This is a genomic window from Thermoleptolyngbya sichuanensis A183 (assembly GCF_013177315.1).
In the GTDB taxonomy this organism is placed as follows: Bacteria; Cyanobacteriota; Cyanobacteriia; order Elainellales; family Elainellaceae; genus Thermoleptolyngbya; species Thermoleptolyngbya sichuanensis.
The window spans coordinates 1,256,230-1,271,576 of record NZ_CP053661.1; the positions used below are offsets into that span (position 1 = coordinate 1,256,230).

The 15,347-nt window shown below is 55.9% G+C and carries 12 protein-coding genes; 5 read left to right on the top strand and 7 right to left on the bottom strand.

Features of this window, described 5'->3' with window-relative positions:
• The first annotated feature begins 199 nt into the window (after positions 1 to 199).
• From serA to HPC62_RS05390, 4 genes are all read left to right on the top strand, one after another.
• On the top strand, positions 200 to 1,789 hold the full coding sequence (gene serA / locus HPC62_RS05375) for a phosphoglycerate dehydrogenase (RefSeq protein WP_172354092.1): 1,590 nt from the start codon (positions 200 to 202) through the stop codon (positions 1,787 to 1,789).
• A gap of 493 nt (positions 1,790 to 2,282) precedes the next feature.
• Positions 2,283 to 3,167 carry a 50S ribosomal protein L11 methyltransferase gene (gene prmA, locus HPC62_RS05380; protein ID WP_172354093.1) on the top strand — a complete coding sequence of 295 codons (885 nt, stop codon included), beginning with the start codon at positions 2,283 to 2,285 and terminating at the stop codon, positions 3,165 to 3,167.
• A 180-nt stretch (positions 3,168 to 3,347) separates the two neighbouring features.
• On the top strand, positions 3,348 to 4,106 hold the full coding sequence (locus HPC62_RS05385; RefSeq protein ID WP_172354094.1) for a pseudouridine synthase: 759 nt from the start codon (positions 3,348 to 3,350) through the stop codon (positions 4,104 to 4,106).
• Positions 4,107 to 4,281: 175 nt separating this feature from the next.
• Entirely contained in the window at positions 4,282 to 5,130 is an 849-nt protein-coding gene (locus HPC62_RS05390) for a helix-turn-helix domain-containing protein (protein WP_172354095.1), read from the top strand.
• Positions 5,131 to 5,402: 272 nt separating this feature from the next.
• On the opposite strand, the gene malQ is transcribed toward HPC62_RS05390, so the two are convergent.
• Positions 5,403 to 6,968, bottom strand: coding sequence for a 4-alpha-glucanotransferase (gene malQ, locus HPC62_RS05395; protein ID WP_172358792.1), 1,566 nt, complete (start codon positions 6,966 to 6,968; stop codon positions 5,403 to 5,405).
• A gap of 395 nt (positions 6,969 to 7,363) precedes the next feature.
• Here malQ and HPC62_RS05400 point away from each other — a divergent pair, with 395 nt between their 5' ends.
• The gene (locus tag HPC62_RS05400; protein ID WP_172354096.1) at positions 7,364 to 7,708 is read left to right on the top strand and encodes a hypothetical protein; all 345 of its coding nucleotides are present in this window, start codon (positions 7,364 to 7,366) and stop codon (positions 7,706 to 7,708) included.
• Positions 7,709 to 7,821: 113 nt separating this feature from the next.
• On the opposite strand, the gene HPC62_RS05405 is transcribed toward HPC62_RS05400, so the two are convergent.
• From HPC62_RS05405 to HPC62_RS05430, 6 genes are all read right to left on the bottom strand, one after another.
• Entirely contained in the window at positions 7,822 to 8,397 is a 576-nt protein-coding gene (locus HPC62_RS05405; protein ID WP_068512842.1) for a hypothetical protein, read from the bottom strand.
• A gap of 392 nt (positions 8,398 to 8,789) precedes the next feature.
• Positions 8,790 to 9,605, bottom strand: a complete 816-nt coding sequence (locus HPC62_RS05410; RefSeq protein ID WP_172354097.1) for a sulfite exporter TauE/SafE family protein — start codon at positions 9,603 to 9,605, stop codon at positions 8,790 to 8,792.
• 404 nt (positions 9,606 to 10,009) lie between these two features.
• Positions 10,010 to 11,299, bottom strand: a complete 1,290-nt coding sequence (locus tag HPC62_RS05415; protein WP_172354098.1) for an aminotransferase class I/II-fold pyridoxal phosphate-dependent enzyme — start codon at positions 11,297 to 11,299, stop codon at positions 10,010 to 10,012.
• A 269-nt stretch (positions 11,300 to 11,568) separates the two neighbouring features.
• Positions 11,569 to 12,759, bottom strand: coding sequence for an aromatic ring-hydroxylating dioxygenase subunit alpha (locus HPC62_RS05420; RefSeq protein ID WP_172354099.1), 1,191 nt, complete (start codon positions 12,757 to 12,759; stop codon positions 11,569 to 11,571).
• Positions 12,760 to 12,994: 235 nt separating this feature from the next.
• Positions 12,995 to 13,147: a hypothetical protein gene (locus HPC62_RS05425; protein ID WP_172354100.1), complete on the bottom strand. Its 153-nt coding sequence runs from the start codon at positions 13,145 to 13,147 to the stop codon at positions 12,995 to 12,997.
• 187 nt (positions 13,148 to 13,334) lie between these two features.
• A complete protein-coding gene (locus HPC62_RS05430; protein ID WP_172354101.1) occupies positions 13,335 to 14,519 on the bottom strand; it encodes an NAD(P)H-quinone oxidoreductase subunit H in 1,185 nt (394 codons plus the stop codon).
• Between the last annotated feature and the right edge of the window lie 828 nt (positions 14,520 to 15,347).

The window sequence follows — 15,347 nt, forward strand, 5'->3', positions numbered from 1 at the left end:
CCTGTTGAGGAGCGTGAACCTGCGTCTAAACTGCGCCTGGGCTTCGTCTGAACGCCTCATTCGGTTGCCTTCACACCTCAGCGCTTCATACCCTTAGTGCGGGTTTCGGTTTCGCGTTTGCTTTTGACTCGTCTTTCAAACTGTCCAACTGTCTAAGCTGTCTGTCTAAACTGTTCTCTCAACCTGTCAGCCCATCATCATGTCTAAGGTTCTTGTTTCCGACCCAATTGACCAAATCGGAATTGACATCCTCTCGCAGGTTGCTCAGGTCGATGTGAAAACCGGGCTGTCTCCTGACCAACTGGTACAGATTATTCCCGACTACGACGCGCTGATGATTCGTTCCGGTACGCGCGTTACTCAGGAAATCATCGAAGCAGGCACTCAGCTCAAAATCATTGGCCGTGCGGGCGTGGGTGTGGATAATGTCGATGTGCCTGCGGCGACCCGTCGCGGCATCCTCGTGGTCAACTCGCCCGAAGGCAACACCATCGCCGCAGCAGAACACGCCCTGGCGATGATGCTGGCCCTGTCGCGTCATATCCCCGCTGCCAATCAATCGGTGAAGGCGGGCGAGTGGGATCGCAAGAGCTTCACAGGGGTCGAGGTCTACAAGAAGACGCTGGGGATCGTTGGGCTGGGCAAGATCGGCTCCCATGTGGCGAAAGTGGCGCGGGCAATGGAGATGCGCCTGCTTGCCTACGACCCATTCCTTTCCAGCGAACGCGCCGAGCAGATGGGCTGCCACTTGGTGGATCTGGATCTGCTGCTGCGCGAGTCGGACTATATTACGCTGCACCTGCCCAAAACGCCAGAAACGCAGCACATGATCAATGCTGAGTCGCTAGCCAAGATGAAGCCCACGGCTCGTATTATCAACTGTGCGCGGGGTGGAATCATTGACGAAGAAGCCTTGGCGATCGCCCTCAAGGAAGGTAAAATCGCCGGAGCCGCCCTAGATGTATACGAATCAGAGCCGTTGGGTGAGTCACCCCTGCGGGCCCTAGGCAAAGAAGCCATCCTCACGCCCCACCTCGGCGCATCCACCGAAGAAGCCCAGGTCAACGTGGCGATCGATGTAGCCGAGCAGATCCGCGATGTGCTGCTGGGGCTGCCTGCCCGCTCGGCGGTCAATATTCCTGGTCTGCGGCCCGACCTGCTGGAAAAACTGCGCCCCTACCTGCAACTGGCAGAAATTTTGGGCAACCTGATTAGCCAGCTCACGGGTGGCCGCGTCGAGTCGCTGAATGTGCGGCTCCAGGGCGAACTTGCTAGCAACGAGAGCCAGCCCGTCGTGGTGGCGGCGCTGAAGGGTCTGCTGTCTACTGCCTTGCAAGAGCGGGTTAACTACGTCAACGCCAGCATCGAAGCCAAGGAGCGAGGCATTCGCGTGGTGGAAACCCGCGACGCGGCGGTGATTGACTACACGGGTTCTCTGCGCCTGTCGGCCAGCGGCCCCAACGGCGAACACACCGTCACAGGTGCGCTCTTGGGCGACAACGAAATCCGCATCACCAATATCGACGACTTCCCCATTAACGTGCCGCCCAGTCGCCACATGCTGTTCACCCTGCACCGCGACATGCCGGGGATCATTGGTAAACTGGGTTCCCTGCTAGGCAGCTTGAATGTCAACATTGCCAGTATGCAGGTCGGCCGCAAGATTGTGCGGGGCGACGCGGTAATGGTGCTAAGCCTGGACGATCCCCTGCCAGACGGCATTCTCAACGAAATCACCCAGGTTCCCGGCATCCGCGATGCCTATACGGTGACGCTGCCCACCTCTTAGTGCTGGTTTGCAGGGTTGATTGGTTTGTGCGCGTCGCGTAAAAGGTGACCGTTCAGCTATTGGCGATGCTTTGATCCCCTCTAACCCCCCTTAGACAAGGGGGGAACTGAACCCGGAGTGACCCGAAGCAGGGGAAACTGGATCGAAAGTCTGCTTATTGGCGATGCTTTGATCCCCCCTTAACCCCCCTTAGACAAGGGGGGAACTGAACCCGGAGTGGCCCGAAGCAGGGAAAACTGGATCGAAAGTCTGCTTATTGGCGATGCTTTGATCCCCCCTAACCCCCCTTAGACAAGGGGGGAACTGAACCCGGAGTGACCCGAAGCAGGGAAAACTGGATCGAAAATCCCCCTTATTAAGGGGGATTTTAGGGGGATCTTTCAGAGCCTGACGCAAAAAACCGAGATGTGTGCACTGGACTGGAGTCCTTCAAGTTCTTAAGTGCGTAACGTGCGTCATTCCTGCCAGCTTTAACAACACACCCCAACCTCTTATGTCCACCTGGTGGGAAATACAGGCGTTGTGCGATCCGGCGGCAGAAGACTTGGTGTCTTGGCGGCTGGAGGAGTTTGGCTGTAAAGGCACGGCGAGCGAACGCAAGGAGTTTGGCGTGCTGGTGCGCGGTTACTTGCCACAGACTCAAGCTGAGCTGCTGGATCTGTCGGCGCTGGCGCTGCGGCTCAAGCAGGATGCCCTGTGCGCGGGGGTGGCGGTGCCCGGGGTGCAGTGGCAGATGATTGACGAAGAAGACTGGTCGAGTAGCTGGAAGCAGTATTGGCATCCGCAGGAAGTAGGCGATCGCCTCTTGATTAACCCTGCTTGGCTGCCTGTCCCCGCACAGGGCGATCGCATTGTGCTGCAACTCGACCCTGGGGTTGCTTTTGGCACAGGGGCCCACGCCACAACGCAGCTTTGTCTGGAGGCGCTGGAAATGCGGATTGAGGGGCCGTCGGATATCACCATTGCCGATATTGGCTGTGGTTCTGGCATTCTCTCTATCGCGGCGCTGCTGCTGGGGGCAAAGCAAGCCTACGCGGTGGATACGGACCCGTTGACGATTGACTCCACCAATGCCAGCCGAGAGCTAAACGGCCTTGCGCCAGAGCGCCTGATCGTCAAACTGGGCAGCCTGGATCATCTAACCCAAATATTGCCTGCGCCCGTCGATGGGTTTGTGTGCAATATCCTGGCAGAGGTGATTCTTGACTTGATCCCTGGCTTTGGGGCGATCGCCAAGCCCAGCACCTGGGGCGTTCTCAGCGGCATCTTGCTGGATCAGGTGAAGCCCATTGCCGACTCGCTCGAAGCCAATGGCTGGGTTGTTGCTACGCTCTGGCGCAGGCAGGACTGGTGCTGCTTGAATATTCGGCGATCGTGAGGGCTGCGGGCGTTGGGCAATGGGGGATGGGGGGATCACAGGGTGCGAACCAGATAGGCACGGCGGGTATCAGGCTTCCTGTAGGGCGCTACGAATGGGATGGCTGGAAGCCTCGCGGATGCTCGACCGGCCAAAATCGCAAATCCAAAATCGAGAATCAATCTGAGTCGATATGTCGATATGGCTGAGCGAATTCAGAAAATTTTGTCTCAATATGGCATTGCTTCGCGCCGTCAGGCAGAGCAGATGATTCGAGCGGGGCGGGTGCGGCTGAATGGGCAGGTGGCGACGCTGGGGCAGGTGGCGGATTTGGCGGGCGATCGCCTCGAAGTAGACGGCAACCTGCTAAATGCCCAGGCGCGTCCAGACTTGCTCTACCTGCTGCTGCACAAGCCGACCGGCGTGGTTTCCACCTGCCACGATCCGCAGCAACGGCGCACCGTGCTAGACCTGTTGCCAGCGCATCTGCGCCAGAGCAGTGGGCTACATCCGGTTGGCCGCCTAGATACCAACTCCACCGGGGCGCTGCTGCTGACCAACGACGGTTCCCTGACCTTTCCCCTCACCCATCCGTCTCACCACATTCCCAAGGTGTACGAAGTGTGGGTTGCTGGCTGCCCCAGCGCAGAGACCCTACGGCAGTGGCAAGGCGGCGTGCTGTTAGACGATCGCCCAACCCTGCCTGCCGAAGTCACGCTCCTCGATGATCGAGCGAACAAAACCCTGCTGAAAATTGTCTTGTATGAAGGGCGAAATCGACAGATCCGCCGCGTCGCTGAGCAGTTGGGGCATCCCGTAATGTCGCTCCATCGAGTAGCGATCGGGCCGATTTTGCTGGGAGATTTGTCTCCCGGACGCTATCGAAACCTGACCTCCAAGGAGCTGGATTTTCTCCGAGCGCAGGCTGGTAACTTCGCCAAAACCCCTTCAGACCCGTAGGATTTTGAAGTAATATGCTCTTATCCGTGTCGCCCTCTTTTGGGGGTTTAGAGTCTGGCTTTTTGAGGATGATGCCGAGCTTGTGCGGCCGACCGAATCATCAGAATCATGTCTCACCAAGTCATGTCGTCTCAACAGGTCACGTCACAGTGAGGAGCATAAGGTGCTGGATGCTATGAGTAAGGGTCTTTCTCCACTAGAGCAAGAGCAAATCCTGAAGCTAGAAGAGTTGGGCTATGAACTGCACCAGCTTCGGGAGCAGCAGATGCTCTCGATTGACCAGGTTTCTGCCCGGACGATGATTCAGCCGCGAGTGATTCGGGCGATCGAGTCTGGAAATTTCAAAGAGCTTCCCGAAGGAGTCTATATTCGGGGCTTTTTGCGCCGCTATGCGGATGCGCTTGGGCTAGACGGACACGCCCTGGCAAATGAGTTTCCACTGGAGCCGCAAAACGCGGAAATTCAACCCTCCTGGCAAGAAACCCCGGAGGCGCAACTGCGCCCGCTGCATTTGTACTTTGCCTATTTGGGGCTGATTGCAGCGGCGATCGCCGGGCTGTCTTACGTCTGGAGCCGTTCTACCACGCCGATTACGGCGAACCAGCCCTCTCCTGTCCCCTCGCTCATCGCCTCGCCCTCGCCGACTGCCGCCAGCCCCGCCGCCCAGCCTGGACAATCGCCCACCACACAGGCGATCGCCGCCAGTCCCTCTCCCAGCCCGTCGCCTGCTGTACCTGCCAAGCCCGTGCGTGTAGAAATCACGCTGCGGGAACAATCCTGGCTGCGGGTGACGGTGGACGGACGTACCGATTTTGAAGGCATGATGCAGGCAGGTACGCAGCGCAGTTGGGCAGCCGACCGCGAAGTTCGTATTCGCGCTGGCAACGCGGGTGGCGTGCTGGTGTCCTACAACGAGCAGGAAGCAAAGCCCATCGGTCAACCTGGAGCCGTGCAGTCTGTCGTGTTTCCGCCGCCGCCAGAGCAGGACAGTACTCAAGCCTCTGCGAATGCTCAGACCAACTGAGAGTTCTGCGTTCCAAATCGCCCTTATCCCCCAGCCGCTTCTCCCGACCTGAGAGAAGGGGCGCCAGAGAGGCTTGAAGTTCCTCTCCCGCGCTGGAAGAGGGCTCAAATAAAGCCTTCGGCACACTAGAAAAGGTTGATGGGGATCGGCAAAGTTGCATATCCCGTTTTAACTAGCTCAGGACTTACGCACTTGCGATAAGCTTTTTGGATTTTGTCCAATTTCTCGCGGCGCAGCCCGCGAGAAATTGGACAGATGCGTAAGTCCTACAGCTAGTGATGGTCGTGATGGCCAGGCTCGATGTCGGGCAGGGGTTCTCGTTCCTGCTTGGAGGGAGGCTTGGGAGCGCGGCCGTAGAGTTCCACGAGTGCTAGGAGGCGATCGCCCAGTTCCTCCGTTAAAACTTCGGCCCCATAGCGCCAGCCCCAGTTGCCATCGGGCTTGCCGGGATAGTTCATGCGGGACTCGGTGCCCAGTCCTAGCAGGTCTTGCAGCGGGAAAATGGCCTGGTTAGCCACCGAGGCCATGCCCAGCCGAATTAGATCCCAGTGGATACCCGCTTCGGACGTGCAGCCCAAGTAGCGAATCAGGCGATCGCGCTCGTATTCGGGCAGTTCGCTAAACCAGCCCTGGGTAGTGTCGTTGTCATGAGTGCCTGTGTAAACGACGCAGTTACGCTCAAAATTGAACGGCAGAAACGGATTATCCGCGCCGCCGCCAAAGGCAAATTGCAGGATTTTCATGCCGGGAAACTCGAAGCGATCGCGCAGGTCTTCTACATCCGGCGTAATCACGCCCAGGTCTTCTGCCAAAATCGGCAAATGCCCCAGTTCCGTTTCCAGGGTTTCAAAGAATGCAGTGCCCGGTGCATCAATCCATTCCCCATTCATTGCAGTTTCTTCGCCCTGGGGCACGGCCCAGTAGGCGCAAAAGCCCCGAAAATGGTCGATGCGGACGATATCTACATAGTCCAGCGTGGCGCGAAACCGCTGGAGCCACCAGCCAAAGCCTGCTTTTTCTAGCGCTTCCCAGTGATAAATCGGGTTGCCCCAGAGTTGCCCTGTTTCACTGAAGTAATCGGGCGGCACGCCGGCCATCAGCGAGGGTTCACCCGTTTCTGGGTCGAGATGGAAGAATTCGGGAAATGCCCACACGTCCACGCTATCGTGTGCCACGTAGATGGGGATGTCGCCAATGATGCGGATGCCCAGATCATTGGCGTAGTTGCGCAGCGTAGACCACTGGCGGAAAAACTCGAACTGCAAATACTTGTGCTGAAAGATTTCTTCGCTGAGCTTGAGCCGCCACTCGGCCAGGGCTTCTGAGTCTCGACTGGCGATCGCCTCATCCCACTGGTGCCAGCTCATACCGCCCTGGGCTTGCTTCAGCGCAATGAACAGCGCATAGTCATTCAGCCAGAAGGCGCGGCTGGCGCAAAACGCATCGAACTCCATGCGCTGCTCCACCGTGGCGTGTTCCTTGAAGCGCTGGGCTGCCTTCAGCAACAGCGGCATCTTGGTTTCAATCACCCGGTCATACTCGACTCGCTCGGCGGGAAAATCGGGCAAACTTGCCAGGTCTTCATCCGTCAGCCAGCCCTCGTGATAGAGGCGATCGGGGCTGATCAGCAGCGGATTGCCCGCCATCGACGAAAAGCACATATAGGGCGAGTTGCCATGCCCCGTCGGCCCCAGCGGCAACACCTGCCAAAACTGCTGCCCGCTGCGCTGCAAAAATTCGACAAACCGATAGGCGCTGTCTCCCAAATCCCCAATTCCATAGCGGCTGGGAAACGACGTGGGGTGCAGCAAAATACCACTAGAACGGGGAAACGGCATGGTTGACCAAAAGCTCCCAAACCCAAGGGCTTCAAACCGCGCATTGTCAGCGCTTGTGATGCTTAGACTGTAGCACGGGCGATCGCCCAGAACTGTTCTCAATGCTCTGTCTCAGGGCTAAATTTTGGCGCTTTGCAAGACGGATTGAGGCCAGAGACTATATCAATTCTCGATTTTGGATTGCCCGTCAATCAAGTCGTTCAATCAAGTCCAGGACTTAGGCACTTGCGATAAGCTCTTTGGGTTTTGGACAATTTCTCGCAGGCGCAGCCCGCGAGAAATTGTCCAACTGATAAGTCCTACAAGTCGTTAAATCAAGCTAAAAATCCGTCACCAGGGCTAGTGTTTTACTCCAATCCGGTTTAGTATATTTGTACTAAATTTTGTGAGGCGACATGGCACGACGACCCCAATACCCGCCCGATTTTGCTCAGATGGACTTGCTGTGGAATTTGACAGCTGATTCGGAACGGGCTGACTCGAACCAATGGATCGAAACAGAAATCGACATGCCCGAAGACCCGGTACTGCTACAAAACCTGGAGCTAGAAGCGATGAAACTGGAAGAGATGGAGCTAGACCTGATGGAAGAATGGACGACCGAAACGGCCGATGCTTGGGTCGAAGAAACGCGCCAGTTGTTTGAGCATGAAGGGTCTGATGAGGCACTGTACGAGCGCGTGGTGCAGGCGATTTACGTGCTGTGCGATCGCATTCGGAGAGAAGATGCTGATCTTTAGTAGACCTCTTGCACAAATGCTTTTCTAAGAGCGTGAATCGCTGGGCAGCACCGCCGCCCAACGATTCACACAAAGGAATCGGCAAAGCTGCACATTGTGTTAATCAGGAAGTGTTAATCAGGAAACGCAAAGCCCTGCCTGGGGTCGCGGATAAACAACCCCAGCGTCAGTGTATTCATGACCACGTCCCAAACGGGCGTGAGCCGCTCGGCATCGTCTACCCAATAGTCGAAGGTGATTAGGCACTGCACCCCTGACCCCAGCCCAATGCAGGTACGCGAGTAGGCTTCGCGATTTTCCTGCGAATCGAGAAACTTGAACTCTGTCCAGACGATCCGGGCGGTTTGTCGTTTGAGGCTGACAATCTCGCCCTTTTCTAAAATGTTGCGTTCGTCTTTTTCGACTAGTTCCTTCATCACGCTGACCAGCGGAAACAGCGTCCAGTCGCCCTCTGGCAGCAGGTTATAGGACACCTCCAGGCGGCAGTTGTCGTTGGGCGGCTTGCCGTCAAAAAACTTGAAGGATTTTTCATCTGGCTCGAAGATCCAATCTTCGGGAACGTCGAATCGAACCGCACCGCGTCCAGCTACGAAAATGTTGTAGCCATCTTGCGATTTCCAGTTGTGGTTTTCGGGCAGGCTGAGGGTTTCTTTCACCCATTTCAGATCATGCTTTGGTTTCTTTGCCATGAAGACCTTTGGGAGCGTTTTTCTGAAGAGCGATATTTTCTAGGCATTTTCTAGGCACTGTCTAGGCTACTTCTTGGGCTGCGTTTGCAAGACGCGCCAGCAAACCAGCAGCGCCAGGGAGATATAGCCAAGGACGGCGAACCAATCTAGCCAGGTCGAGTCAAGCAAGGTCGAGGGGGGTAGGGGATGGAAAATGTGAGAATTTGGGAATGTGAGAATTTGGGGCGATCGCAGGATAGCGCAAAAAGCTCGAAAATATCACTAAAAAATATCACTAAGTTTTGCGATAGGTTTTGCTATTTAGGGCGATTGGGTTGAGAATGGAGGTTTAAGGATGGAGGGCGATCGTCCGATTCCAGGCTTCCTCTATGCCCATCTCAACCCTTTGCAGCCTAGCCCCCAACCCCTTTTACGCCCCGCATGGTCATATAGACTGCCAGGGCAATCAAGAAGGATTTGAACAGCCGATTCACGGTTTGATCGGACAGCTTGGGCAGAAGGCGCGTGCCGACCTGAGCGCCGACAATGCCGCCCAGCCCCAGACAAACCCCCGCAATCCACAGCACGTTGCTGTTATAGGCGTGCTGCGCTAGTCCTGAAATGGCAATTGGTACGATCGCCCCCAGGCTGGTTCGCACCGCAGACTTGATTGTTTCGCCCAGAAACAGCGTTTGCAGCGGCACCATGACTACGCCACCCCCCACCCCAAAGAGGCCAGAGAGAATTCCGGCGAGGAGGCCGATTCCAGCGATGGGCGGGAGCGCATTGGCAGGGGGCGAAACGGGTGCTGAAACTGTTTCGGGGGCTGGAATTTGCAGTTGGCGCTCTTTTTGGGCGAGCTTGCGGCGGAGATCCATGAGGTAGATCGTGACCAGCAGCAGCACGGCGAAGGCAAGCGATAGGGAGGCATCGGGAAGGCGATCGCCCAGCCACGCCCCAACCTGCGCCGTCGCCATGCCAAACACCGCCAGCAGCAGAGAAACGTGCCAGTTCAGCGCACCCGTCCGCAGGTTTTGGTAGCTCCCTGACAAAGCACTCAGCAGCACACCAACCAGACTCGTCGCTGTTGCTTGCACCAGCGGCAGCCCAAAAAACGTGAGAATCGGCACCATAATCAGCCCGCCGCCAATGCCCAGTAGCCCCGACAGGGTGCCCGTCATTGTGCCCACTAAAAACAAAACCAACCAGCCGACGGGAGTATCTAACATAGCGCTCGATGGATTGCAGCGGCGAATCAGCTCCAAGTAGCCGCAAATTGACAACTGATTCTGCGCCATTCTCCTATTTCGCGCTGCTAGACGCAAACGTTTTGGTTCAATGTTCAATCTTGGTTCTATCGCCCCCTTGGTTCCCCAAAACAAAAACGGCGACACTTTCTGCCGCCGTCTTTCTTGAGCGATGCAAGGTAGGTTCGATTTAGCGTTCAGAGAAGGGCGATCGCCAGTTCCCCGCTTTTCTCAAAATGCCTTAGGACTTATGCAGTCGGATAACTTCTCACTGGCGCAGCCCGCGAGAAATTATCCAAAATCCAGAAAGCCTATCGCAAGTACGTAAGTCCTGTGCCTACAGCCTCAAAATGCCTGAACGATGTGCTGAACTAGGCGCTGCTGAACTAGGCGCTGATGGTTGCCGCAGGCTTATAGGACATTTCCTCGCGCACCGCCACCATTGCAGCCACCAGGCGATCCATTTCCTCGCGGGTGTGCAGCGCGTTGGCCGTGATCCGCAGTCGGGGCTTGGCAATGTACCAGATGGGCGAAACCCAGATGCCGTGATTGGCCACGAGCAATCGCGCAAAGTCCTTCGGATTCAGATCCGGCGGCAGCAGGACGGGCAGCACGTTGGTTTCACCAATTGCCAGGAAATCATTCTCTGCCAGACGATTCCGCAGATAGCGCGTATTGTCGTGCAGACGTTGCACCAGTTCGGGATGCTGGCGCACCTGGCGCACGGCTTCCAGCGCGGCTGCCGTCAGCGGGGGAGCCAAAGAGCAGGTGCCAATCGAAGAGGGCGACACGTTGAGAAGCGGCTTCAGTTCTGCCACGGGGCTACTGATGGCGGCACCCACCGACGCGCCAAACTTCGAGAAGGTGGTCATGATCAGCGGCGTTACGCCCTTATCCAGCGCATCTTGCGGCAAAATTCCAAAGTGTTCGTAGATGCCGCGACCCGTCGCGCCGATCGACCCGCTAGCGTGGGCTTCGTCCATGACCAGGGTGGTGTCTTCATACTTCGACATAATATCGATCATGTCGGGCAGGGGCGCGATGTCGCCATCCATCGAGAACACCGCGTCGGAGACGACCAAAATGCGATCGCCCGGCTTGGCATAGCGCTTCAGCTTGCGGGCAAAGTCTTCCATGTCGCAGTGGCGATAGGCTCGCACGCGCACCGCAGGGCTGTGGCCAAACAGCTTGCCTGACCGAGTGCCCGCATTGGCGATCGCCGACACGATGCAGCCGTGATTCAGCACATCGGTCATGATCAGCGTCTCGCGGGTGTTCTGGAACCCTGGCACCGGAATTGCCTGATGGCAAAACGCATCCATCAGCGCTTGCATGGCCATCCACGCATTTAAAAACAGTTGCGTATGACCCAGATGCTTAAAGGCAGAGATTTCATCTTCAAGCTGGCGGTGCAGGTCGATTCGTCCGCTCAGCACCGAGGTCGAACTGTTCGACGTGCCAAATTGCAGAATCGCGTCGATGGCTGCCTGCTTGACTGCGGGGCTTTGCACCAGACCCAGCACATCGTTTGTGCAGAAGGTCAGCACCATGCGGCGGCGGCCCGTATCGGCCTCTTCAATTTCTACCAGGTTGCCCTGCTTGCGATGGCAGATATATTCATCCGGGTCTAGCCCGCTCTCATACCAGCGCTGAACGTATTCCTTGATAACTTGCACAGTAAACTCCCCTCACCTAACTTAATTGAGTAGCGTATCTCCTCTAGCCCCTCGGATGATTAGACTTGGCTTAACTCATTGCTGCTGAATACATGCTGCTAAGTTCATGCTGCTAAGTCCATTGGCGCTATATCGACACTCGTGAAACCTGGTTGAGCTTTTGGGTGAATTCTCGACCTCTGGCGCTGCTCCGGCGGCGCTTTTTGATAATTACAATAAGAGTTTTCCTTTACTCTGCCAGAAGGAGATTAATCTATGTCTTGAGATTGTTACAGTTCACCCCTCCCATTGGAAGTGTCCACCGAACGCCTTGCCGAGTCTGCCAAAACAGGCTCAGGCTGCGGTATTTCTCCTTCACTACTGGTTGCTACATCTGCTTGGGCGATCGCTCCAGAAAACGACTCAGAGAATCCCTGAGACTGTTGCAGAAACTGCTCATACTGCCGCAAAAAGACGCGCTGGAGCGCAATGATCGCTGGATTGATTTCCACGTAGCGTCGCTTGGGATCTGACGTGAAAACCCGCTGCTCGCTCTCCATCATCTCCACATCTTGCAGGAGAAATTTCATAAACACAAACCGCCGCACGAACAGCATCAGCGGCTTGCGGATGGGACGCACCAACCACTGCGGCAGGGGCAGCTTGAGGAACAGGATCGAGAAGGAGCGAGTTTCCTTAGGCCCCACGGGCAACCGATTGAGGTAGAGCGAGGACACGCCCTCCAGCGAACTGGTGTAGTGCGGATATTGGTAATGAACCGAGACGATGCGAGTGGTTTTGCCGCCGTCTTCGCTCAGCCCCAGTGCTTTGGTCATCCAGCCGTCATAGTTCACCTCATACTCTGCCAGAACGGAATTGGGCGACTCCTTTAGCTTGAGCAATTTCGGGTCGTACCAGCCCTGGAGGTTTTCGTGCAGATAGCCGTGAAACACATCCATCGTGTTCTCGTTGCAAATCGAGAAATGGGCGTGGAAATGTCCCGGAATGGGGATTTGAAAATAGGCAGGGTCGTCGTATTCCGGCATATGGGGCATGGCGACCTGTTCCGCTAGGGACGGAGCACCCGGAAACACCCAGAGAATGCCATAGCGCTCTCGCGTTGGGTAGCTGCGGGCTTGGGCGCAGGGCAGTTTTTGATTGGGCGGCAGATAGGGAATATGGGCACATTGCCCGTCTGAGTTGAATTCCCAGCCGTGATAGGGGCACACCAGGCGATCGCCCTTGACCTTGCCCTTGTGTAGCTCTACCCCTTTGTGAGGGCAGGCATCCTCCATCGCGTAGACCTGTCCATCGGGGGTGCGGTAGAGGGCGATCGCCTGCTGCCAGACCACCACTTGCGCCACCTGACCCGGCTGCAAATCTTCAGCCCAGTAAACGGGATACCAGTAGTTGGGGTTGATGCCGACCTCACGCACCGCGTTGTGGACGGTATGCCCCCTCAGTGTTGTTGCTAATTCCATCGAGCTTTCTGATACGTGAATCGAACTCGAACGCGCTTCCAAAGAGGTCGTTGTTTCTAGTGATCCAGCCATTGCTGCTGGAATTTCGGAAAGCCTCAGAACCCTGCGCCAGACTCTACGCACCGGAACTGTGAAACCCGCCACGCCGCCCAAAAAGATCTGAGCAGATCGTGGAATGTAAACATACTTACCTAAATGTAAACATACTTATTTATCCTTGGTTGGAATGTGTAAGTCAATCCATTTGTACAAGATTGACCCAAACGGGTGAACCGCCGACCAAGAAATCGACTAAGAAATCGACCAAGAAAACGCTGAGCGACGCTGAACCGGGATGCATCAGGTGAAGATAGCCCTTATGACGCGATCGCCCTAGATCAGGTTCCATCCAGCCTCCACAATAAGTCCCTTGCTGCTCTGCAAAGAAACGAATCGCGAGAGCATATTAAAGTGGCTCGAAACCCTTGTCTCGAGCCGCAGAGATGAATAAAACGAGCGGAAACCAAGTGAAAACTGTACTAGCCATGTAGCGTGTGGTGCTATGGCAGGTTGTGCAATGTGTCCCGCTCGGACCACTATCGGTCAACCGAACCCATAATCACGTCGATGCTGCCCAAAATGGCCACCACGTCTGCCACCTTCACGCCCTTCAGCAGGTGAGGCAGGATTTGCAGATTGTTGAAGTCGGCGGCGCGAATCTTGAACCGCCAGGGAAACACATTGTCATCGCCGATCACGTAGATGCCGATTTCGCCTTTGCCGCTTTCAATGCGGACGTAGTTTTCACCCCTGGGAATCTTGAACGTTGGCGCAACTTTTTTGCCGATGAACTGATAGTCAAAGCTGTTCCACTCCGACTTTGGGCCAGCATTCATCCGCTGGGCTTCCAGGTTTTCGTAGGGGCCACCCGGCAAGCCTGCCAGGGCCTGGCGAATGATCTTGACCGACTCGCGCATTTCGCGAATCCGCACCAGGTAACGCGCCAGACAGTCTCCCGCGGTTTCCCAATGAATTTCCCAGTCAAAGTCGTCGTAGGACTCGTAGTGATCGACCTTGCGGAGATCCCACTTGACCCCCGAAGCTCGCAGCATTGGGCCAGACAACCCCCAGTTAATCGCATCTTCGCGGGTGATGGTGCCAATACCCTCGACGCGGCGGCGGAAGATCGGGTTATTGGTAATCAGCTTCTCGTATTCATCGACCTTTGGCAGGAAGTAGTCGCAAAAGTCGGCGCACTTGTCCACCCAGCCGTAGGGCAGGTCAGCCGCAATGCCGCCAATTCGCCAGTAGTTGTTGTTCACCATGCGGTAGCCGGTCGCAGCTTCCCACAGGTCATAGATCATTTCCCGTTCGCGGAAAATATAGAAGAAGGGCGTTTGGGCCCCCACGTCTGCCAGGAAGGGGCCAAGCCACAGCAGGTGGTTGGCGATGCGGTTTAGCTCCAGCATGATGACGCGGATGTAGCTGGCTCGCTTGGGCACGGGCACGTCAGCCAGCTTTTCGATGGCATTGACGACAACCGCTTCGTTGAACATGCCCGCTGCGTAGTCCCATCGGCTGACGTAGGGCACGTACATCACAGGCGTGCGGCTTTCGGCAATTTTTTCCATGCCGCGATGCAGATAGCCAATCACAGGTTCACAGTCCACCACGTCTTCCCCGTCCAGAGTGACGATGAGCCGCAACACCCCGTGCATCGAGGGGTGATGGGGACCCATGTTGAGCACCATGGGTTCGGTTTTGGTTTCGATCATGGCCATAGGCGAACCGTCTCCTGAACTCGGTTAGGGGCTAATCGCGGCGATCGCCGCACTTGTACAAACACCAGACTGTTGCGTTCTCTTAAGATTATGCGGGATTTTCTAGATTTCTGCGATACGGGTTTTTGATGGAAGGTTAAGCCAGAGGTAATCGAACCAGATCTCGGGCCAGATCAGCTAGAAATTCCGCCGTTAGAGCTTAATTGTCGCACCTTGAAGCGTGTGGCATGGTTTGAGAGGAGCTTTGCCAGATCAGTTCGGATGGGTTTCAGCCTCATACTTCAGGATGTCTTTGTCACACTTAGCACTTCAGGATGTTCTCAGCACACTCAGATTGTTCTCAGCTATTTGTGGGAATGTACGGTTTGAGTAGTTCGCCTGAGCAATTCGCTTGAGCAATTCGCTTGAGTAATTTGCTTGAGCGATCGGTTTGGGTTCTCGGTTTCAGTAGATTATGGGCAATCATAAGGGGTGCTTCGTCAAGAACGCTGCGGGAACTCGGCGTTATCTGTACGGCGTTACCCATGCAACAGTTAGCGAGACAACAGTTAGCGAAAGGGCTGGCTGATATACCTATGGCTTACCTATAGGGTTTACCGATATCGCTTACCTGGGCGATCGCGCTGGATTAGGCATTGGGATAGACCGAGAACGTGGGAGAAGACTGACGGCCTGGAGATTTCTGAGCCATTCTCAAATCCTTTTTGGTCTTGGATTCGTATCTAATGGGGACAGTGTACTGCTTTACACTTGGCTGAGCAAAGCTTGTAACGCTTGGCACGTTAGGACATTGGGTTTGGAATAGCGGTTTTGCTTAATCGCCGATGT

Coding starts and splice junctions, on each gene's coding strand:
- malQ (WP_172358792.1), bottom strand. CDS start 6,968: ATGCCGTTTCCCCGTTCTAGTGGTATTTTGCTGCACCCCACGTCGTTT.
- HPC62_RS05385 (WP_172354094.1), top strand. CDS start 3,348: ATGGCTGAGCGAATTCAGAAAATTTTGTCTCAATATGGCATTGCTTCG.
- HPC62_RS05410 (WP_172354097.1), bottom strand. CDS start 9,605: ATGTTAGATACTCCCGTCGGCTGGTTGGTTTTGTTTTTAGTGGGCACA.
- HPC62_RS05425 (WP_172354100.1), bottom strand. CDS start 13,147: ATGGAACCTGATCTAGGGCGATCGCGTCATAAGGGCTATCTTCACCTG.
- serA (WP_172354092.1), top strand. CDS start 200: ATGTCTAAGGTTCTTGTTTCCGACCCAATTGACCAAATCGGAATTGAC.
- prmA (WP_172354093.1), top strand. CDS start 2,283: ATGTCCACCTGGTGGGAAATACAGGCGTTGTGCGATCCGGCGGCAGAA.
- HPC62_RS05430 (WP_172354101.1), bottom strand. CDS start 14,519: ATGGCCATGATCGAAACCAAAACCGAACCCATGGTGCTCAACATGGGT.
- HPC62_RS05420 (WP_172354099.1), bottom strand. CDS start 12,759: ATGGAATTAGCAACAACACTGAGGGGGCATACCGTCCACAACGCGGTG.
- HPC62_RS05400 (WP_172354096.1), top strand. CDS start 7,364: ATGGCACGACGACCCCAATACCCGCCCGATTTTGCTCAGATGGACTTG.
- HPC62_RS05390 (WP_172354095.1), top strand. CDS start 4,282: ATGAGTAAGGGTCTTTCTCCACTAGAGCAAGAGCAAATCCTGAAGCTA.
- HPC62_RS05405 (WP_068512842.1), bottom strand. CDS start 8,397: ATGGCAAAGAAACCAAAGCATGATCTGAAATGGGTGAAAGAAACCCTC.